Source organism: Nannocystis pusilla (assembly GCF_026626665.1).
GTDB classification, from domain to species: domain Bacteria; phylum Myxococcota_A; class Polyangia; order Nannocystales; family Nannocystaceae; genus Nannocystis; species Nannocystis pusilla.
In genome coordinates this window covers 9,603,812-9,624,316 of the sequence record NZ_JAPNKE010000002.1, presented here as the reverse complement: position 1 = coordinate 9,624,316, position 20,505 = coordinate 9,603,812, and the positions used below count along the sequence as shown (strand labels likewise).

At 71.7% G+C, this 20,505-nt stretch carries 13 protein-coding genes, 4 tRNA genes and 2 pseudogenes; 4 read left to right on the top strand and 15 right to left on the bottom strand.

Going from position 1 to position 20,505, the window contains the following annotated elements:
* Nucleotides 1–76 precede the first annotated feature (76 nt).
* The 11 genes from tuf to OV079_RS42535 all read right to left on the bottom strand — a co-directional run bounded on the left by tuf (nucleotide 77) and on the right by OV079_RS42535 (nucleotide 6,758).
* Complete coding sequence (gene tuf, locus OV079_RS42585; protein WP_267775461.1) at nucleotides 77–1,276, bottom strand: elongation factor Tu; 1,200 nt, start codon at nucleotides 1,274–1,276, stop codon at nucleotides 77–79.
* Between the two features lie 49 nt (nucleotides 1,277–1,325).
* Nucleotides 1,326–1,401: transfer RNA gene (locus OV079_RS42580), tRNA-Thr, on the bottom strand.
* A gap of 62 nt (nucleotides 1,402–1,463) precedes the next feature.
* A tRNA-OTHER gene (locus tag OV079_RS42575) sits at nucleotides 1,464–1,535 on the bottom strand.
* Nucleotides 1,536–1,544: 9 nt separating this feature from the next.
* Nucleotides 1,545–1,630: transfer RNA gene (locus OV079_RS42570), tRNA-Tyr, on the bottom strand.
* Between the two features lie 51 nt (nucleotides 1,631–1,681).
* Nucleotides 1,682–1,754: transfer RNA gene (locus OV079_RS42565), tRNA-Thr, on the bottom strand.
* Nucleotides 1,755–1,986: 232 nt separating this feature from the next.
* Nucleotides 1,987–2,340 (bottom strand): hypothetical protein, encoded by a 354-nt coding sequence (locus OV079_RS42560; protein ID WP_267775460.1) that lies wholly within the window; start codon nucleotides 2,338–2,340, stop codon nucleotides 1,987–1,989.
* Nucleotides 2,337–3,176, bottom strand: coding sequence for a hypothetical protein (locus tag OV079_RS42555; RefSeq protein WP_267775459.1), 840 nt, complete (start codon nucleotides 3,174–3,176; stop codon nucleotides 2,337–2,339). The genes OV079_RS42560 and OV079_RS42555 overlap by 4 nt, the downstream gene beginning before the upstream one ends.
* A 179-nt stretch (nucleotides 3,177–3,355) precedes the next feature.
* Complete coding sequence (locus tag OV079_RS42550; RefSeq protein WP_267775458.1) at nucleotides 3,356–5,083, bottom strand: HEAT repeat domain-containing protein; 1,728 nt, start codon at nucleotides 5,081–5,083, stop codon at nucleotides 3,356–3,358.
* 267 nt (nucleotides 5,084–5,350) lie between these two features.
* Nucleotides 5,351–6,040, bottom strand: a complete 690-nt coding sequence (locus OV079_RS42545) for a bactofilin family protein (RefSeq protein ID WP_267775456.1) — start codon at nucleotides 6,038–6,040, stop codon at nucleotides 5,351–5,353.
* A gap of 2 nt (nucleotides 6,041–6,042) precedes the next feature.
* Complete coding sequence (locus OV079_RS42540) at nucleotides 6,043–6,357, bottom strand: bactofilin family protein (protein WP_267705195.1); 315 nt, start codon at nucleotides 6,355–6,357, stop codon at nucleotides 6,043–6,045.
* Nucleotides 6,358–6,383: 26 nt separating this feature from the next.
* Nucleotides 6,384–6,758, bottom strand: coding sequence for a bactofilin family protein (locus OV079_RS42535; protein ID WP_267705197.1), 375 nt, complete (start codon nucleotides 6,756–6,758; stop codon nucleotides 6,384–6,386).
* 53 nt (nucleotides 6,759–6,811) lie between these two features.
* On the opposite strand from OV079_RS42535, the pseudogene OV079_RS59535 reads away from it, so the two are divergent.
* Nucleotides 6,812–8,351: pseudogene (locus OV079_RS59535) on the top strand (glutamate--cysteine ligase).
* Between the two features lie 111 nt (nucleotides 8,352–8,462).
* Here OV079_RS59535 and OV079_RS42520 read toward each other — a convergent pair.
* Both OV079_RS42520 and alaS read right to left on the bottom strand, forming a co-directional pair.
* The gene (locus OV079_RS42520; RefSeq protein WP_267775453.1) at nucleotides 8,463–10,208 is read right to left on the bottom strand and encodes a hypothetical protein; all 1,746 of its coding nucleotides are present in this window, start codon (nucleotides 10,206–10,208) and stop codon (nucleotides 8,463–8,465) included.
* Nucleotides 10,209–10,332: 124 nt separating this feature from the next.
* Nucleotides 10,333–13,010: pseudogene (gene alaS / locus OV079_RS42515) on the bottom strand (alanine--tRNA ligase).
* A 417-nt stretch (nucleotides 13,011–13,427) separates the two neighbouring features.
* On the opposite strand from alaS, the gene OV079_RS42510 reads away from it, so the two are divergent.
* Nucleotides 13,428–13,943: a hypothetical protein gene (locus OV079_RS42510; protein ID WP_267775452.1), complete on the top strand. Its 516-nt coding sequence runs from the start codon at nucleotides 13,428–13,430 to the stop codon at nucleotides 13,941–13,943.
* 251 nt (nucleotides 13,944–14,194) lie between these two features.
* Here OV079_RS42510 and OV079_RS42505 read toward each other — a convergent pair whose 3' ends face one another.
* Nucleotides 14,195–15,526, bottom strand: a complete 1,332-nt coding sequence (locus tag OV079_RS42505; RefSeq protein ID WP_267775451.1) for a class I SAM-dependent rRNA methyltransferase — start codon at nucleotides 15,524–15,526, stop codon at nucleotides 14,195–14,197.
* Nucleotides 15,527–15,753: 227 nt separating this feature from the next.
* Here OV079_RS42505 and OV079_RS42500 point away from each other — a divergent pair, with 227 nt between their 5' ends.
* Nucleotides 15,754–17,667 carry a GspE/PulE family protein gene (locus OV079_RS42500; RefSeq protein WP_267775450.1) on the top strand — a complete coding sequence of 638 codons (1,914 nt, stop codon included), beginning with the start codon at nucleotides 15,754–15,756 and terminating at the stop codon, nucleotides 17,665–17,667.
* 261 nt (nucleotides 17,668–17,928) lie between these two features.
* A complete protein-coding gene (locus OV079_RS42495) occupies nucleotides 17,929–18,615 on the top strand; it encodes a type II secretion system F family protein (RefSeq protein WP_267775449.1) in 687 nt (228 codons plus the stop codon).
* An 80-nt stretch (nucleotides 18,616–18,695) separates the two neighbouring features.
* Here the strand turns inward: OV079_RS42495 and OV079_RS42490 are convergent, their stop codons facing one another.
* Nucleotides 18,696–20,450, bottom strand: coding sequence for a hypothetical protein (locus OV079_RS42490; RefSeq protein ID WP_267775448.1), 1,755 nt, complete (start codon nucleotides 20,448–20,450; stop codon nucleotides 18,696–18,698).
* Nucleotides 20,451–20,505: the final 55 nt, after the last annotated feature.

The window sequence follows — 20,505 nt, the reverse complement described above, 5'->3', positions numbered from 1 at the left end:
CACTGGCCGGCAAACCGGGGAGTTAGGGCAAAACAAGGCGGGGGTCACGCCCCCCGCCCTGCCGTTCTCGAGTGGTTTACTCGATGATCTTGGTGACGACGCCAGCGCCGACAGTCTTGCCACCCTCGCGGATGGCGAACTTCAGGCCCTCTTCGCAGGCGATCGTGCTGTGCAGCTCGACGGTGATCTCGATGTTGTCACCGGGCATCACCATCTCGACGCCCTCGGGCAGCGTCACCGAGCCCGTCACGTCCGTCGTGCGGAAGTAGAACTGCGGCCGGTAGCCCTTGAAGAACGGCGTGTGACGGCCGCCCTCCTCCTTCTTCAGCACGTACACCGTCGCGTTGAACTTCTTGTGCGGGGTGATCGTGCCCGGCTTGCAGAGCACCTGGCCGCGCTCCACGCCCTCGCGGTCGATGCCGCGGATCAGCAGGCCGACGTTGTCGCCCGCCTGACCCTGATCGAGCAGCTTGCGGAACATCTCGACGCCGGTCACCGTGGTCTTCTGCGTGTCGCGCAGACCGACGATCTGAACCTCGTCGCCGACCTTGATGATGCCGCGCTCCACACGACCCGTCGTCACCGTGCCGCGGCCCGAGATCGTGAACACGTCCTCGACCGGCATCAGGAACGGCTTGTCCAGCTCGCGCACCGGCTGCGGGATGAACGAGTCGCACGCGTCCATCAGCTCCCAGATGCACTTCGCGTCCGGGTGATCCCACGACGGCGCGTTCAGGGCCTTCAGCGCGCTGCCGCGGGTGATCGGGACGTTGTCCCCGTCGAACTGGTACTTCGACAGCAGCTCGCGCAGCTCCACCTCGACCAGCTCCAGCATCTCCTCGTCGCCGGCGCCGATCATGTCGCACTTGTTCAGGAACACCACGATCGCCGGGATGCCCACCTGACGCCCGAGCAGGATGTGCTCACGCGTCTGCGGCATCGGACCGTCCGGCGCCGACACGACGAGGATCGCCCCGTCCATCTGCGCCGCGCCCGTGATCATGTTCTTGATGTAGTCCGCGTGACCGGGGCAATCCACGTGCGCGTAGTGCCGCGCGTTCGACTCGTACTCCACGTGCGCCGTCGAGATCGTGATGCCGCGCGCCCGCTCCTCGGGCGCCTTGTCGATCATGTCGTAGCCCTTGAACTCCGCCTGTCCCTTCAGGCTCAGCACCTTCGTGATCGCCGCCGTCAGCGTCGTCTTCCCGTGGTCGACATGGCCGATCGTGCCGATGTTCACGTGGGGCTTGTTCCGTACGAATGTTTCCTTCGCCATGGCTGTGCTTCTTTGCGGGTGACGGGTTCAGTCGTCGAGAGAGATTCTCTGGAGCCCATGAGCGGATTCGAACCGCTGACCTCATCCTTACCAAGGATGTGCTCTACCAACTGAGCTACATGGGCGTGAAGTTGTCAGGACGCGGAGGGCCAGGAGGGCCCGATGCAAGTGCGCGGGACGCGCAGAGAGCGGGAGACGAGGGTCGAACTCGCGACATTCAGCTTGAAGGCTGACGCTCTACCAACTGAGCTACTCCCGCGGTAGGCAGTGGATGGGGAAGGATTCGAACCTTCTGAAGCGCGGTGCGCGGCAGATTTACAGTCTGCTCCCTTTGGCCGACTCGGGCACCCATCCTCGTGGTCTGGAACGATCGCTGCGCTGGCCCGGAGGCCGTTCGGCGTGGAGAGCTGGCGATGGGACTCGAACCCGCAGCCGCCTGATTACAAATCAGGTGCTCTACCAATTGAGCTACGCCAGCGTGTGGTGAGAATTCCTCCGGGGTCTTCGTGGCGGTCGTTCCGCCGGGCAAGTGTCGGGCTTCAGGCTAACGGTAAGCGTCGGGCCCGGTGAGGGTCCGAAAGTGGACGCGGTGTATAGCCGCGGATCTGGGAGAGTGTCAAGCCACGTGGGGCGCGGCCGACCGCCCGTGCCGGCAGGCCCGCAGGCCGCGTTTTTTGCCCGTGCGCGGGCTTTGAGCGGCCTTGCGGGCGTCAGAGCGGCGTCAGCTCCGGCACGAACAGCTTGCGATCGACCGGGCTGGGCTCGCCGGCCGCGGAGGCGATCTCCCCTGCCCCGATTTCAGGGCGGGCTTCGGGCGCCAGCGGCGGGTGCGGCTTGCCGAGAGTCGTATCACCCGCGAGGAGCACGGCCTGCAGCTCGCTCAGCTTGGCCTCGGTCTGGGCCGTGAACTCGCTCTCGTAGCCGAGACGCCGGGCGGTCGCGAGGTTCTTCTCGAACACCCAGATCGCCTTGTTGACCACCGGCCTCAGCTGACTCTTGAGCTCCTCGTAGTAGACCTGGCGCTGCTTGTCGTCGAGCCAGTCCGGCACGGGGGCGTGCATCATGGCGTCGTAGAACTCCTCGAACAGGCTGCCCAGTGGTAGCCGGCGGCCGAGACCCAGAACATGTGCTTGGCCTTGATGGTCTCGTTGTAGGCCTCCTGGGCCTTCTCCAGCAGGGCGAACTTGCGGGCGAAGTCCTCGGTCATCTGCTTCTCGGGCAGGCGGATCGGGACGTCGCGGAAGCGCCGGTGCCACACGGCGGCGCGGTAGAAGCGGGCCATGCCGACGAAGTAATAGTTGCTGAAGCGCTCGCTGTTCTGCTCCTGCGAGGCCACGTAGACCTGGTCGGCCTGCTGCAACAGGGGCTCGGCCTGGTCGAGCTGGCCGAGCTCGAAGTGGGCGTAGCCCTGGCGGGCCAGCGCCTCGACCTTGGCGCTGGGGAGGGTCGCGCGGGCGAAGGCCTCGGCGTAGCTGTCGGCCGAGGCCTTCCACTCGCCGAGTTCCGCGTAACAGGCGCCGCGGCGGGCGAACAGGTCGGCGGGGCCGTCGCTGAAGCGGGCCAGGTAGGCGTCGTAGGCGCGGATCGCCGCGGCGCAGTCGCGCAGGAGCTCCTGGGCCCGCGCCAGGCCGAGGTAGGCCTGGCGCACGCCGGTCTCGTCGGGGTCGCCGCCGAGGTAGCCGGAGAACAGCGCGACGGCCCGGGCCGCGTCGCCGCCGGCGAGCGCCGCCTCGGCGTCCGGCAGGGTGGCCGGGCCGGTGGGCACCGCCGCGGCCGCCTCGCCGGGCTGCACCGTGACTGCCGCGTCCTCCGGAGTGACGACGCCGGCGGACTTGCCGGCGCAGGCGACGGGCGCGCCCGCGAGGACGACGAGCGCGAGCCGGACGAGCGAGCGATGCATCGGCGTGAGCATGGCACACGAGGCCGTGGACATCACGGCTTGATTGTGAGTTGTCGCGTCGGAGATCGCTCCGATCAGCTTCGCGCGGCGAGGGTAGGCGCGCGTCACGGACGTGCAAAGAGGACGACGACCGGCGCCCTTCAGCGCGCGGACGGCGTCCTCGACGAGGCCGGGCCTCGCTACTCGGACAGCTTGGCGATCGTGTCGCGGGCGGTCAGCACGGCCTTCTGGTAGCTGATGTCCGTCGTGCCCTTCTCGCCCTTCATGATGTCCTCGAGGGTGTCGACGCACTTCTGGCAGCGCTTGCCCTGCATGATGCGCGAGGCCATGAGCGCCATCGTCACGCGGGCGTCGACCTCGCGGACCTTGTAGGCCTGGGCGATCGCCTCGGCGACCGCGGCGTCGCCGGGCGCCACGCGGGTCAGCTCCATCGCCGCGTTCTCACGCGCGACCCAGCTCGCGTTGGTGTCCTTGAGGGTCTTGAGGTAGCAGTCCTTGTCGTTCTTGCAGGTCTCGAGGGTGGTGAGCGCGGGCTCCCACTGCTTGAGGCCCTCGGCGACCTTGGGGTCGGTGTTGGCGGCGAAGGCCTCGCGCACCGCGGCGACCTGGTCGGGGCCGGCGGCGAGGACGGCGAAGCGACCGGCCTCGATGCGGATCGACAGCGGCGTCTTGTCGGTCGACGGCAGGGTCTCGGGATCGCTCTCGGCGGTCTTGACGAAGTTGGTGAGGCACTTCACGGCCTCTTCGCCGCCCACGTAGCCGAGCGCCTCGGCCATCATGAACTGCTCCTCGAAGTGGACGGTGGCCTGCGTGCACGGGCAGATCGCGGCCGCGGCCTTGGGGTCGCCGATCTGGCCGAGCGAGGTGACGATCGCGTTGCGCAGGTTCTCGTTGTCCGCCTTCTCCGGATCCTCTTCCTCCTCCTCCTCGGCCTTCTTCTTCTTGTCCTTCTTCTTCGGGTCTTCCTTGACGACCGGCTTGCAGGAGTCGGCGGGGATGTTCTTGATGAGCGCGTCGACGGCCTGGGGGCTGCCGAGCGAGCCGAGCATCAGCGCGGCGGTGAAGCGGACCACGGGCACGGTGCTGCCGGCCTCGACGACCTTCTTGATGACGATGTCGTCTTCCTTGCCGGTGAGCAGCTCGACGAGGCGCGGGACGGCCGGCTCGCCGATGCTGTTGAGCGCCAGCTTGACGCGGTTGCTGAGGTTCTTGCTGTCGGTCTGATCGTCGGGGGTCGAGAAGTTGGCGATCACGAGCGGCTCGATGGCCGCGGGGTCACGCAGGCTGCCGAGCGCCTCGGCGACGATGCGGTGGATCTGCGGCGGCCGCATCTCGGTCGGCTGCTGCAGCGCGGCGATCAGCGCCGGCCCGGCCTTCGGGTCCTTGAGGAGCCCCAGCGTGCGCGCGAGCTCGCGGCGGATCTCCCCCTCGGCCTTGCCCTTGTCCTTGCTCGGGTCCTTCGTCAGGCCCTCGAACAGGCCGAGCACCGCGTCGGTCGAGCCGGTGGCCTTGGCGCGCTGGATGCCCTGCAGGGCGATCAGCACGCGCTTGCGGCCCTCCTCCGAGCCGTCGAGGGTGCCGAGCGCCTTGCTCCACAGCGGGGCGGCCTCGGGCCGGCCGATGTCGCGGAGCATCTCGAGCATGTTGACCTGGTGCTCCGGCGAGGAGTCCCACTGCTCCTCGAACACCGGGATCACCTTCTGCACGAACTCGTCGAGCCGCGGGCCGTTGTCGGGCGAGGTGATGACCGTCTTGACCAGGTCCTTCATGCCCGAGAAGCCGATGCCCTTGGCGCTGGTGTTGCGGATGTTCTCGATGTGCGTCTCGAAGGCGTAGGGGTCGGGCTCCTTGCAACCAGTGGTGAACACCGACAGGGCGAACAGGGACGAGAGAAGGAGCTTGCGCATCAGGCCGACCTTTCAGGATGAAGGCCCGCTCGGGCCCAGGGAGGAGATGGGGAAGATTCGGCCAATGGGGCCGAATGCGGCCGCGCGGGCCATGACAGACTTGCGCCGGATGTTACCAAAGCCGCGCGCAGGATGTTTGCCGCAGTTTCGCCGGGCGTCAAAAACCCGGCGGGTGCGCGCGAAGACTCGGCGCGCACCCGTCGGTTCGCCGCACGCGTCGGCCGCGGCGGCATGCTCGTTGTCGCGGGCGAGTCGCCCGGGGAGCGTTCAGATGCGCTCGACCTTGTGCTTGCCGCGGGCCAGGACTCGCGGGCGCGCGACCTTCTTGGCCCGCTTGGCGCCGTCGGCCCAGTCGGCCTCGTCGGCCTCGCCGTAATGCTCGCCGCCCTGCTCCTCGTGGCGGGGACGGGCGAGCGACGGCTTGGCGAGCACGCTGTCGCGCCGCGGAGCGGTCCGCTGCGGGGGCAGACGAACGCCGTTCTGTGTGGCGTAGGGGGCAGCCGGACGCGGCTGGGCCGGGCGGGCCTGGGCCGCGGCCTGCGACCACTGGCGGCCTTCGCGGCGCTCGCGGCTCGACTCGGCCTCGGCCTCGGCCTCGTCCTCGTCGGGCGGCTCCATGCTGACCTGGCCGCGGAAGGCGGCGCCGGGGGCGACGATGAGGCGAGGGGCGCGGAGATCGCCGACCACGCGCGCGCTGGCGGCGAGGACGATGCTGCCGGCGGCGGTCAGGTTGCCGACCACGGTGCCGGCGACGACCACGTCATCGGCGTACACGTCGGCGGCGATGATGCCCTCGGGCTCGACGTAGAGCGTGGCGGAGAGGTGGATGCGGCCCTCGATCGTGCCGTGGACGCGAATGTCCTCCTGGCCAGACAGGCGACCGACGATGTGCGTGCCGGGGGCGACGACGGTGGTGGCCTCGTCGGGCGAGGATTGCGTGGATTCCGACTGCGACACCTTCATCCCCCCATGTCAACGTTGCCCTTGAACGAGGCGCCGTCGGCGATGAGGATCCGCGGGGCGCGGATGTCACCGATGACGGTGCTGCTCGGGCGCAGCTCGGCGCGCTCGCTGGCGGCGACGTCGCCGCGGAGCGTGCCCTGGACTGTGATCGAGGCCGCGTCGACGGTGGCCTCGACGACCCCGCCGTCCTCGATGACGAGGGTGTCCCGGACCTGGATCCGGCCCTTGACGGTGCCCCGGACGACGAGGTGCTCTTCGCCGGTGATCTCGCCGTCGATGAGGATGCTGGAGCCGATGACGGTGCTGGACATGTGTGGTGCCTGCGAGAAGGTGAGGGTCAGCGGGCGCGCGGTTGCCGGAGGACGTTGCCGGGCAGCGGGACGTCCATCTCGACGGCGCCCTTGAACTGCGCGCCGTCGGCGATCTCGACGCGCGGTGCGCGGAGGTTGCCGACCACGCGGGCGCCTTCCCGCAGGGTGATGCCCTCGGCGGCGACGACGTCACCCTCGACCTGGCCGTGGATCTCGACGCTGTCGGCCTCGATGTCGGCGGCGACCAGGGCCGGGCCGGCGATGAGGAGGTGCGCCGTCAAGGCGATGCTCCCCTCGACCCTGCCCTGCACCACGACGTCTTCCTCGCCGACGAGGGACCCGCGGACGGTGATCCGCGGGCCGATGACACAGGGAGCTTCGTGGACGGCAGATCCAGCCATGACCTTTACGCCGGCGAAGAGTAACGGCGGGCCTGCGCCGCGGTCAAGCGCAGGTGACGGTCGGGGCCGGCGCCGCGGGACCTATAGGCCGTTCGTCACGCGGCGGCGGCCTGCAATTCGCTGTCAAGTCTCGCAGGACGCCACGTACACTGCTCCTCCGCCAGCCTTGGCGACGACCCGGAGCCTTCTGTGAGCAGCACCCCGAGACCCCCGCCTCCAGCGCGCCGCTGCAGCCCGAAGACCTCACGGGGTTCTTCCGCCGCGCCGAACGCCCCGACCGCCAGACCCACAAGATCGGCACCGAACACGAGAAGTTCGGCGTGTTCGTCGCCGACGGCAAGTACCGCCCCGTCGAGTACGAGGCCCACGTCCTGGCGGTGATGCAGGGCTTCATGGCCCGGTTCGGCTGGAAGCCGGGCGGCGAGCGCGGCAACGACGGGGCGCTCATCAGCCTCGAACGCGACGGCGCCTCGATCACCCTCGAGCCCGGCGGCCAGTTCGAACTCAGCGGCAAACCCCTGGCGGACGTCCACCTGACCTGCCAGGAGTTCACGCAGCACCAGCGCGAGCTTCACGCGGTGTCGCAGGAGCTCGGGATCGCCTGGCTGGCGTCCGGCTTCCACCCGTTCGCCACCCGCGACGAGATCCACTGGATGCCCAAGCCGCGCTACGCGGTGATGCGGGCCTACCTGCCGACCCGCGGCCAGCGCGGGCTCGACATGATGCTGCGCACGTGCACCGTGCAGGCCAACTTCGACTACGCGTCGGAGCAGCAGGCCGGGACCCGGCTCCGCCTGGCGATGGGGGTGTCGGCGCTGACGACGGCGCTGTTCGCCAACTCCCCATAAGGAAGGCGAGGACCGCGGGTTCGCGTCGCTGCGCAGCGACAACTGGACCGACGTCGACGCCGCCCGCTGCGGGCTGCTGCCGTGGGCGTTCGAGGCGCCGTTCTCGTACGAGCGCTACGCCGACTGGGCGCTCGCCGTGCCGATGTTCTTCATCCGGCGCCAGGGCCGCTACATCCCGCTGCACGTGCCGTTCCGCGAGTACATGGCGACCGGCTACGTCGACCCGGACGGAGTGCGCCACACCGCGACGTTGGGCGACTGGGAGCTGCACCTGAGCACGCTGTTCCCGGAGATCCGCCTGAAGCCGTACCTCGAGGTCCGTGGCTGCGATTCGGTGCGGCAGAACATCCTCTGCGCGCTGCCGGCGCTGTGGAAGGGGCTCCTCTACGACGACGACGCCGGCGAGGCGGCCTGGGAGCTGGTCGCCGACCTCGACTTCGGCGAACGCCTGGCGCTGTGGGCCGAGTGTCGCCAGGCCGCCCTGTCGTCGCCGCGCGTCCGCGCGCTGTGTCAGCGGCTGCTCGCCATCGCGCGCGAGGGGCTCGACCGCGCCGACATCCGCGACCATCGCGGCCGCACCGAGGCGTTCTTCCTCGACTCCCTGGAGGCCCTGGTCAACGCCGGCACGTCGCCCGCCGACGTCGCCCGCGCCCAGCTCGGCCCCCGCCCCGGCCGCGACCTCGAGGGCCGCCGCGCCTTCGTCCGCGCGTTCCACTTCGCCGGCGCCGGGCTCGAAGTGACCTGACCGTTCGCGCATGTCCGATGGAGCATGCTCCATCGAGCATGTCCCCGGGCCAGCCTCATTCGTCGTCGTCGCGCAAGTAGGACGGCAGGTCCTCGATCAGCTCGACGCGGCTCAGCTCCTGGATGTCGTCGTCGACCGGGGCCGGCGGCGGCGGCGGCTTGCGGGCCGGCGGCGGCGGCTTGCGCGGCGGCGGCGGCTGGGGCTGGGCCCGCGCGGACCGACCGCGCCCGTGCCGGAGCCGGCGCGCGGCTTGGCCAGCGGGGCGCCGAGCTCGACGACCTTCTTCTTGGGCGTGCGGTGACGCAGCACCGGGGCGCCGCTGTCGCCGTCGACGTCGATCGCCGGCAAGCCGGGCATCGGCGGGGTGTCGCGGGTGCGCACCGGTTCGGCGCTCGTCTGGTCGTCGTCGTCGGTCGACGACAGCGCGTCGTCGTCGTCGTCCAGCACGCCCCGCACGTCGTCCAGAGACTCGTGCCGCGAAGGCGCCGAGGCCCGGGTCGGCGGCGCCTCGTCGTCGTCCACCAGCGCGCTGCGCACGTCGTCCATCGACCCGCGACGCACCGGCGCCGACGAACGGGTCGGCGGCGCCTCGTCGTCGTCCACCAGCGCGCTGCGCACGTCGTCCACCGACGGGCGACGCACCGGCGCCGACCCGCGCACCGGCGGCGCCTCGTCGTCGTCCACCAGCACGCTGCGCACGTCGTCCACCGACGAGCGCCGCACCGGCGCCGACGAACGGCTCGGCGGCGCCTCGTCGTCGTCCATCAGCGCGCTGCGCACGTCGTCCATCGACGACCGCCGCACCGGCACCGACGAACGGCTCGGCGGCGCCTCGTCGTCGTCCATCAGCGCGCTGCGCACGTCGTCCAGCGACGGCCGCCGCGTCGGCGCGATGAGCCGGCGGACATCCTCGATCGACGGGCCACGCAGCGGCCGATCTTCGCCGCGCCGCACGTCGTCCGCCGCGCGCCGCAGCGGCGACTCGTCGTCGTCGACCATGACGCTGCGCACGTCGTCCAGCGAGGTGCGCCGCACCGGCGAGTGGTCGTCCAGGCGCGCTGCCGGGAGGCCGCTGCCGAACGGCGAGACGTCGTCGAGCATCGGCGCGGCCTCGCCCGGCGGATCGTCGTCCTGCAGCGTCGGCAGCGGCAGGTCGTCGTCGTCGTCCTGGATCGGCATCCGCACGTCGTCGTCGTCGTCCTGGATCGGCATCCGCACGTCGTCGTCGTCGTCGATGAAGCCCGACGCGTGCGAGCTCGTACGCGAGGACACGGTCGTCGACAGCCGCGAGCCGAGGAGGTCGGGGTTCGCGTTCGGGTTGAAGAAGTCGTTGAGGCCCGAGCCTTCGCTGCCGTCTTCGTCGGGGATCCCCAGCACCAGCGCCGCCGACTCCTCGCTGCTGATGCCGAGCGCGGCGGCCAGCGGCAAGGTGGCCGAGAGGTCGGCCGGGGGCGACGGCGTCGACGAGGGGTAGTCGGACTCGCGCTGGGCGGCGAGCGCGAAGCTCCGCATCAGCGTCGGGCGCGGCTCCTCGACGACGGGCTCCGGCTGCCGGACCGGGTACGGACGGCTGAGCTTGAGCATCGACTGGAAGCGGGCGAACCCGCCGAGCCCGGAGTCGGGGTCGTCGTCGATCACCGGCGCCGACGGCTGCGGCTGCGACGAGGTCGCCGCCGTGACCGCCTGCCGCAGGTCGGCCGGGATGTCGCCGTCGAGCTCGTCGAACTCGTCGCGCTCCTCGGGGAGCTCGAAGCTGTCGCGGCGGGCGGCGAAGCTGCTGTCCCGCGAGACATGTCCCGAAGTACCACCGAGCAGCTCGCCGAGCGTCGAGTCGGGGTCGAGCCCCTGCAGCAGCACGTTGGCGCGCGCGCGCCCACGCGAGCAGGGCCGGCACGTCCTTGGGGGCGTAGCCTTCGCGCGCCAGCAGGTCATCAGGCTGCATGTGATTTCACGGTATCACAGCGCGCACGGGCGATGCGGCTCAGCCGAGCTGCGCGGCGAGGGCGCTGCCGGCGGCCTCGATGGCCGCGGGCAGGCCGGCCGCGTTGGGGCCTCCGGCCTGGGCCAGGTCGGGCCGGCCCCCGCCGCGCCCGCCGACATGTGCGGCCAGGGCGGCGATGAGGTTGCCCGCGTGCACCTTGCCGGCCAGGTCCTTGGTGACGGCGACGAGCAGCGAGGCCTTGCCGTCCTTCTCGGCGCCGAGGACGATCACGCCCGAGCCGAGCCGGTCGCGCAGGGTGTCGGCGGCCTCGCGCAGGGCCTTGGGGTCGGCGACGGCGACGACCTTGGCGAGCAGCTTGACGCCGGCGACGTCGGCGACGGTGTCGGAGCTGCCGCCCCCGCCGACGGCGAGCTTGCGCTGCAATTCGGTGATCTCGCGCTCGCGCTTCTGCGCGCTCGCCTGCAGGCGGCCGAGCTTGTCGAGCACGTCGCCGGGGCCGCTGGCGTGGAGCTCGCTGGCGGCCTTGTCGAGGATCTGCACGGTCTGCTGCAGGTGCTGCAGCGCGTTCATGCCGGTGACCGCCTCGATGCGGCGCACGCCCTGGGCGATGCCGACCTCGCTGACGATGGCGAACAGGCCGATGTCGCCGGCGCGGTGGACGTGGGTGCCGCCGCACAGCTCGACGCTGTCCGTGCCGATCCGGACCACCCGCACCTGCTCGCCGTACTTGGCCTCGAACAGGCCGATCGCGCCGGCGCTCTTGGCGTCGCCGGGGCTCATCTCGCGCGTGTCGGTGTCGGCGTTGGCCAGCGTCATCTCGTTGACGATGCGCTCGATCTGCAGGCGCTGCTCGGGGTGATCGGCCGCGGGTGCGAGAAGTCGAAGCGCAGGCGGTCGGGCGCGACCAGCGAGCCCTTCTGCGCCACGTGGGTGCCGAGCACCGCGCGCAGGGCGTGGTGCAGCAGGTGCGTCGCGCTGTGGTTGCGACGGATCGCGGCCCGGCGGGCGCCGTCGACCGTCAGGGTGACGAGGCGGCCGACCTCGAGCGTGCCGCGGGTGACCTTGCCGCGGTGGACGTGCAGGTCGCCGGTCGGCTTGAGGGTGTCGGAGATCTCGACGCGCAGGCCGTCGCCCTCGGCGATGCCGGTGTCGCCGACCTGGCCGCCGCTCTCGCCGTAGAACGGGGTCGAGTCGGTGATGAACTCGACCTCGTCGCCCTCCTTCGCGGCGGTCTGCTCGACGCCGTTCACCGCGAGCGCGAGCACGTTGCCGCGGCCGCTGAGCTCGGCGTAGCCGGTGAAGCTGGCCTGCCCCGCGAACCGCTCCTTGAAGCGGAAGTAGAGGTTGTCGATCGCCTTGTCGCCGCCGCCGAGGTTGGCAGCCGCGGCGCCGGCGGCCTGGCGCGCCTGGACCTCCTGCTTGACGGCCTCCTCGTCGAGGGTGAGGCCCTTCTCGCGGCTCAGGATGCCGGTGAGGTCGATCGGAAGGCCGTAGGTGTCGTACAGCTCGGCGGCGACGCCGAGCGGGAACGCGGTCTCGCCGGCGGGCAGCTCGGTGACCGCGCCCTCGAACAGCCGCAGGCCGCGCTTGAGGGTGCGACGGAAGCTCTCCTCCTCGCCGCGCACGACCTCGTCGATGGTGGCTGCCCTTTCGACCAGGTTGGGATAGGCCTCGCCGAACTCCTCGACGACCTTCTTGCACACCTCGTGGAAGAACAGGTTCTCGAGGCCGACCTTCTCGCCGAAGCGGATCGCCCGGCGCATGATCCGGCGCAGCACGTAGGGCCGGGTGTCGCGGTCGGGGAACACGCCGTCGGCGATCAGGAAGGCGGTCGCGCGCGCGTGGTCGGCGATCACGCGGAACGGCGCCTCACCGGCCCCGAGGTCGTGCGCCGGCGCGCCGGCCAGCCGCTTGGCGAGGTCGATCAGCGGGGTCAGCAGCGAGGTGCGGTAGTTGCTGCCGACGCCCTCGAGCACCGAGGCGAGCCGCTCGAGACCGGCGCCGGTGTCGATGCTCGGCTTCGGCAGCGGCACGAGGCGGCCGTCGTCGAACTTCTCGTACTGCATGAACACGAGGTTCCACAGCTCGGTGTAGCGGGTGTCCTCGTAGGCCGGGCCGCGACCGGCGACGCCGGCGTCCGGCGGGGCCTTGTCGCCGTGGAAGATGTGGATCTCCGAGCACGGCCCGCACGGACCGGTCGGCCCCATGGCCCAGAAGTTCTCCTTGGCCGGGAAGCGGTAGATCCTGTCCTTCGGGACATACGCGGTCCACAGCTCGTAGGCCTCGTCGTCGGCGGGGGCCGACTCGCCCTCGCCGCTGAAGACGCTGACGACCAGGCGATCGGCCGCGATGCCGAGGTCCTCGGTCAAGAACTCCCAGCCCCAGCGGATGGCGTCCGGCTTGAAGTAGTCGCCGAACGAGAAGTTGCCGAGCATCTCGAACAGGGTGTGGTGCCGCTCGGTGAAGCCGACGTTGTCGAGGTCGTTGTGCTTGCCGCCGGCCCGCAGGCACCGCTGCACGGTGACGGCCCGCTTGTACGGCCGCGGGTCACGCCCGAGGAAGGTGTCCTTGAACTGCACCATGCCCGCGTTGGTGAACAGCAGCGTCGGATCGTTGGCCGGCACCAGCGACGACGACGGCACGACGGCGTGGTCGCGGGCGGCGAAGTAATTGAGGAATCGGCTGCGGATCTCGTGAGCGCGAATGGGCCGCTGCATGGGCGGGGAGAATAATCGATCCGCGCGGCCACGAGCCCCCGCGCGCACGGTGACCGCCGCGTGCGATTTCGCGCGCACTTCGCGCACGTCGCAAGCAGGCGTGAGCGCGCAGATCCGGCCCGCCGGCTGGCTCACGCGGGGCCACGGGCGTATAAGAGGAGGCATGTCCCTCCGCGGAATCCTGGCCGGCATGGCGTCGATCCTCGAGATCCAGCCGCCCGAACCGCCCCGCCCGCGCCGCGCCGCCAGGCGCAAGCCCCGCAGCGCCGCATGAGCGATGCCGAGGCGATCGCCCGCGAGTTCCTGGCCATCCGTCGCGACCTCGCCGGCATCTACGAGAGCTACGCCGATCGCCTGCCCCCGCGGTAGTACGCGCGCGAAGTTGCGCGCGAATTTCGGCGCGCTAGCCTCCGGCGCGTGTCTTCTGAAGAGCTCGTCGTTCCCGCAGAAAACGAACCTCGCCGCGCCGAGGGCCGCGAGCTCTCGGGGCGCTCCTCGATCTCCATCCTCGCGATGTTGCGCGGCTCGAGCCCCTTGCCGTCTCCCGAGCAGCTCGCCGCCTATCCGCCGGAGGGCCGGGAGCTGATCTTTCGCATGGCGCAGGCGACCCAGGCGCACCTGCACCGCATCGAGCTCGAGCGGCTCGAGCTCCGCCGCGAGAAGCTGCGGGCCCGCGCGCTCGATCGCGCCGCGCAGCGGCGGCAGATCGCCCGCGGGCAGTACCTCGGCTTCGGCATCTGCGTGCTGTTCCTGGCCGCCAGCGCCGCCGTCGCTATGCTCGCCACGAGCGGATGGGGCCAGCTCACCGCCAGCTTGCTCGGCGGCATCGGCCTGTCGAGCCTGGTGTTCGTGTTCATCCGTGGGCAGCAACCGCGAGCCTCGCGGCGCCTGCGGCTGCGCGCGCCGCCACGGGCCGCACCGCAGTCGAACTGAGGAGCTGGAGCTGACACGGCGATGCTCGGTCACTCCTTCTCACGAGCCGGACCCGCGGCGCCGCGGATCGGCCTCTTCGAGCGCCTCGCGCCGACGCGAACCGAAACGTCGGCCCTGCGTCAGCCCACTGCGCCCGTTCGAGCGCCGCGGACCGGAGCACTCGTAGCGCACGAGCTGGCTGTCCGTAGGGACAGCTCCCAGCCTCCCGCGAGCGAGCTGTCCAAGGGACAGCCCCTACCCGACCGCCGCTCTCAGTCGAACTGCAGCAGCTTGATCTTCAGGTAGCGGCCCTCGATGAAGGCCGGCGGGACCGGGAAGTCGGGCGGGAGGCCGCACTCGCCGACCAGGCGGGCGGCGCGGCCGGCGGCGTGGACGCCCTCGCCGACGGCCAGCAGGAACTCCTCCTCGCCGAGGCGCACCGCGTTGCTGATCGCCAGCACGTGGCCGCCGGGGCTGACGACGCCGCTGACGGCGCGCATCAGCTCGCCGTAGTCCTTGAGCGCGCTGAAGGTGCTGCCCTTGACGTTGCTGAACGGCGGCGGGTCGACGATCACGAGGTCCCACACCCGGCCGCGCTGGCGGAACTTCTCGAGCAGCGCGAACGCGTCGCCGGTGATCGTCTCGATCGCCTCGGGGTCCATCTTCGAGGCGCTGAGGTTCTGCCGGCAGCGCGCGTGGCTGCGGGCCGCGGCGTCGACGTGGGTCACCGAGCGGGCGCCGCCGCGGAGGGCCCGCAGGCCGAACGCGCCGGTGAAGCTGAACAGGTTGCACACGCTGCGATCGCGCGACCACGCCTCGAACAGGCGCCGGCCCTCGCGGAGGTCGAGGAACAAGCCGGGCGAGACCGGGGCCGTCACGTCGACCAGGAACTTGAGGCCATCCTCGTCGAGCTCGATCTCCGGCGGCGCGGCCTTGCCGGCCAGGTGGAACGCGGGCGGCCGGCGGTCGTCGGGGGTGACGCCGCGGACGCGGTCCTGCATGTAGATGCCGGCGGGCTTGAACTCCTGCTCGAGGATCGGCACCAGCGCGTCGAGGTAGGTCTCAGCGATCTTGGCGTACTTGTAGACGAGCAGGTGGCTGCCGAGGCGGTCGACGGCGAGGCCGGGGAAGCCGTCGGCCTCGTTGTGGATCAGGCGGCAGGCCTCGGCGGGCACGCCGAAGCTGCGACGGCGCGCCGCGGCCCGCACGCGCGCGAGCATCTCGGCCTCGTTCCACTCGAACTCGGGCGTGAGGCTCAGCATGCGGATGGCGATCGCGCCCTCGGGCTCGTGGAGGCCGTGGCCGATCAGGTAGCCGTCGGGGTCCATGACCGGGATGACGGCGCCCTCGGGCAGCGCGAGCGGGCGCAGGACGGCGTTGCGGAACACCCACGGGTGACCGGCGCGCAGCAGTCGCGCCACTTCGTGCGGCACCTTGACGTGCGGGCCGCGGACCGCCGGGCGCGGGTGGCCGCCCTGGGTGCGGCGGCGCGGCGGCGCGTCGCTGCCGGCCTCACCGCCGCTGCTGCGTCGCTGCGGCCGCGAGGGTTCGGCGGGGCGAGTGGCGGGGCGAGTGCGCAGCGGACGGCCGTCGTTGGGTGGCATGGCGGCCGCGGAGAATAGGCGATAGCGCCGCGACGTGGCGAAAAAATCAGGTCTCCTGGCCATGGAGCCGGTCGCGCCGCCGCGGCCGGACAGCGGTCCGTGGGCCCGGGCCGTGGCGCAAAGGACAGGCGCTCCCGGCCGCGAAAGTTTCCTCGCTTGGCGGGCCGGGCGGTGAGCTGTAGGCTTTTGCGCCCTGGGCCGCGCCCGCCGGCGCCGGCCGAGCCCGCATGGCAGACCGACTCGGCGAACTCCTGGTCCATCGCGACCTGATCTCGCTGCCGCAGCTCCAGCGGGCGCAGTCGGAGCAGCGCGCGTTCGGCAAGCGGCTGACCACGATCCTGCTGCGCCTCGGCTTCATCAGCGAGCGCCAGCTGGCCGGCTTCCTCGCCGAGCACTTCAAGGTCCCCTACTTCGACTTCGCCACCCACGAGATCGATCCGTCCGTCATCCGCACGGTCGACAAGTCGCTCGCGGTGCGTCACCTCGCGGTCCCCGTCCAGCGCGCCGGGTCGAAGCTCATCGTCGCTATGGCCGACCCCAACAACATGCTGGCGGTCGACGACCTCAAGTTCCACACGAGCCTCAACATCGACGCGGTGGTCAGCCTCGAGCCCGCGATCGAGGCGGCGATCGCCCGCTACTACGACAAGGTCGATCTGGCGGCGCCGTACGGCGAGGTCCTCGGCGGCCTCGGGCTCGAGCCGGCGGTCAGCCTGCCGGAGCGCGAGCGGCCGCCGCCGCAGCTGTCGGAGCCGGAGCAGACGATGGCCGGGCGGCTGTGCGAGGCGATCTTGCGCAACGCGCTGGCGAAGGGCGCGTCGGACATCCACATCGAGCCGTACGAGAAGGGCATGCGGGTCCGCTACCGCATCGACGGCGCGCTCTACCACGAGATGGACCCGCCGCTCGGCTACGGGGCGTCGCTGATCGGCAAGTTCAAGCAGCAGGCCGGGCTCGACGTCGGCGACCGCCGCTTGCCGCTCGAGGGCCGCCTGCGCTTCAAGGCCGGCAAGGAGCGCGAGGTCGCGTTCCACGTGGTCACCCTGCCGACGGTGTTCGGCGAGGCGCTGCGCCTGCGCCTGCTCGACCGCGCCGCGCTGCCGGCCGACCTCGCGCGGCTCGGCATCGACGGCGAACCTCTGCGCCAGGTCCGGGCCGCCCTGCACCGCGCGCACGGCCTCGTGCTGGTCGCCGGCCTCGCGGGCGCCGGCCGCTCGACCACCCTGTGCACCGCGCTCGGCGAGCTCACCGCCGACAGCGTGCGGATCGCCACCGTCGAGGACCCGGTCGAGTACCACTTGCAGGGCGTCTCGCAGGTCCAGGTCCACCCCGAACTCGGCCCCGCGGCGGCCGTGCGCGCGGTGCTGCGGCAGGACCCCGACATCGTCATGGTCAGCGAGCTGCGCGACTTCGAAACCGCCGAGCTGTGCGCCAAGGCGGCCGCCGGCGGTCGGCGCGTGCTCGCGGCCCTGTCCGCCGGCGACGCCGCCGCGGCGCTGGTCCAGCTCGTCTACCTCGGCGTCGAGCCGCACGTGATCGCGGCCGCGGCCTCGCTGGTGATCGCCCAGCGGCTGGTGCGACGCCTGTGCCCCGAGTGCGCCGAGCCCGACCCGAGCTGCAGCGTGCAGCGGCTGGTCGACGCCGGGGTCCCGCCGGCGCTGGCGCGCGACGCCTCGCCCCGGCGCGCGCGGCTGCAAGGCCTGCCACGGCGGCTTCCGCGGGCGCACCGCGATCTTCGAGGTCATGTCGATCGGCGAGTCGCTGCGCGAGCGGATCATGGACGGCGCCGGCGCCTTCGAGCTGCGGGCCGAGGCGGTGCGGCTCGGCATGCGCCCGCTGCGACAGGCGGGGCTGTTGCGCGTGGTCGACGGCACGACCTCGATCGACGAGGTCCTGCGCGTGACCACCGACTGACCCGAAGGACAGGTATGCCGCTGTTCGTGTGGGAGGCTCGCACCAGCGCCGGGGAGATCCGCGGCGGCGAGCTGGCGGGGGTCGACGAGGTGCAGGTGATCGAGGCGCTGCGCCGCCGCGGCCTGCGAGTCACCCGCGTCGACCGCAGCAGCCGCCGCGGCGCGCCGCGCCTGGCGGAGGCCCCCGCAGAGGCGCTGCTGCCGGCCCTGCGGCAATTTCGACCTTGAGGACAGCCGGGGTCGGGGCCGCCGAGGCGCTCGAGCTCGGGGCCCGCAGCAGCCGCGGCGCGGTCGCGCGGGCGCTGCACGGGGCCCAGCTCGCGGTCGAGTCGGGGGCCGGCGTCGGCGAGGCGTTCGCCCAGCACGCGACCACTCTCCGGCGGGCTCGCGGCCCGTGCGCTCGGCGAGGCCGACGCTCGCGGCTCGTTCGATCAGACTCTGGCCGCCCTGATCGAGCTGCTGGCCCGGGCCGACGCCACGCGGACCGCCGTGCGCGCCGCCGCCATGCGCACGATCACCGCCGCGGCGGTGCTGCTCGGCAGCGCGGCGGCGCTGTCGACGGTGCTGGTCCCGGCCGTCGGCGGCCTCTATCGCCGCCTCGACCTGGTGCCGACCGGCGCGGCGGCGGACGTCCTGGCGGTCGCGCCGTGGCTGTCTCTCGGGACAGGTCTCGTCGCCGCCGCAGTCGTGGTCGCCGCGGCGCTGCTGGCGATCTTCCCGTCGCTGCGAGCCGGCGCGCTCGGCCTCGCCGCCGGGCTGGTCGAGGCACGACGGCGCCTGGCCCTGGCCCGCTTCGCCCGCGCGCTCGCGCTGCTGGCCACGGCGGAGGCGCCGCGACAGGTCACCCTCGAGCTGGCGGCGTGGGAGGCCGGCGACCGCGAGCTGGCGCAGGCCGCCCAGCGGGCGCGCGCCGGCGTGGCGCAGGGCGGCGAGCTCGGGGCCGCGCTGGCGGAGGCCGGGCTGCCGGCGGGGTTCGCCCGCGCGGTCCGGGCGGCCGACCGCGGCGGCGAGCTGGCCGCCACGCTGCGCCGGCTCGCGGAGCTCGAGGAGGACGCGGCCCTGCAGTGGCTGTCCCGCAGGACAGGTCGCTTCGCCCGCGTCTGCCACGCCGCGTCGATCACCCTGGCGGTGACCGCCGCCCTGGCGCTGGCCGCCCCGCTGCTGCGCGCCACCTGACGGTCGCCCGCCGATACGACGAAGGGACATGCCCTCGCGGACATGTCCCTCGCGCCCTGTCCCGGAGGACCTGTCCCTTTTTAGAAGGTGATGACCGGGCCGATGTTGAGGTCGATGAGGAGGCTCGTGGTGCGGGGGAACCACACGCCGACCTGGAGCTCGCCGAACAGGCCGAAGTGCTTGGCGGCCTGCCAGTGGAAGCCGAACACGCCGCCGAGCATGCCGCCGCCGATCCGGACGGTGTCGATGCGCTGGGTCTTGTCGGCGTTGGCGGAGACCTGGGCGGCCTGCTGGCCTGCGCCGACGCTCGCCATCGAGCCCGGGTCGCCGCAGTCGTACTTGTACGGCCACACGGCGGTGCACTGGCCGCCGTTCTCGAACGCGGTCTCCTTGTCGTCGGGCACGCTGTTGCCGTTGCGGTCGTTGGCGAAGCCCATCGGGACGCGGAGGCGGGTGAAGCCGCCGCCGAGGAAGCCGCCGACGAACAGGCGGAACTTCTTCTCGTCCGAGCCGAGGAAGTACTTGATCTTGAGGCCGCCCGCGATCGTCACGCCCGGCTTGCTGCGGATGCCTTCCGGGTTGGGGTTCGTGACGTCGTTCATGTACGAGTCGGGCAGCGAGGCCTTGGGGTCGTCGCGATAGACCTTGGAGCCGGTCACCGCCTGGATGCGGAGGAAGCCGGACAGCACCAGCTTCGACTTGCCGAGCCGGCCGCCGATCTCGGGGGCGATGTGGAACGGCGCCGAGGCCATGCCGGTGCTGACCTTGTGGTGGGCCGCGCACTCGCCGGCGTTGTAGGCCCCCGCCAGCTGCTCGACCGAGTACGGCGTGCCGTAGGCCATCACCGTCGGGCCCATCTGCGTCTGGTACTGGACCGGGTCGCCGGGCAGGTCGCCGGTGCCGCTGCTCCAGCGCGCCAGGGCGCAGGCGAACTCCTTGAGGCCGTAGTTGAAGTTGCCGGCCGGGGTGTACTGGCTGTAGCTCTGGTCGGCCACGCCGCGGGCCACGCCGACGCCGGTGCCGAGGCCGATATTGATGAAGATCTTCGGCAGCGAGTGCTTCGGCGGCGGCGGCTTCTCCGGCTCCTTCTCCTTCGGCACTTCCTTCACGCACTTGACGTCCGCGACCAGCGGGTTGTCCTGCGCGCCCTTGTTGCCGAGCGCCTTGTTGGCGCCGTCGTAGACGTAGACGAAGTACTCGACCGGCTTGTCGCCGTGCTCCGAGGCCAGCACCTGGGCGGTGGCGATGTTGCCGAAGGCGTCCATCGTCACCGACTTGAACTCGCCGGAGTCGCCGACGTTGCGCCAGTAGAGCCCGGCCTGGCCGCCGTCGGGGATGCCCGAGGTGAGGACCTCGAACTTGAGGTCCTGGCCGCAGCCGTCGACCGACGGCGAGGTGTGGCGGACGTACTCGCTCGGGGCGCTCGCGCCGGAGTCCTTGCGCGCCTTGTCGAGCAGCTTCTGCAGGTCGGGCGAGCGCAGCTCGGTCGGGATGGTGACGTTGTAGTCGGCCTTGACCGCGTCGACGAACGCCGCGGTGGTCTCGTTCTTGTTGCCCGAGTTCGAGAAGATGATGACCGCCCGCAGCATCCGCAGCGGGGCGGTCGCCGGGTCGTCGGCCGTCGTGCCCGCCAGGCCCTCGTTGAGGGCCGCCAGCGCCTGGTCGAGCTCGAGGTTGTTGTACTGCCCGAGCGCCTTGTTGTAGGCGGCCTTGAGGTCGTCGCGCGAGTCGGCGAGGGCTGTCCCGGAGGACAGGATCACCGCCAGCGACAGGGCGGCGGACAGCAGGCCCGCAGGGCGGAGTCGACGGGGACGGACGAGGGTCTGCGTTCGCACAGGATCTCGAGCTCCTTCTAGCCGAACGCCGGCTCGGAGCCGGCGTTGGGTGTCC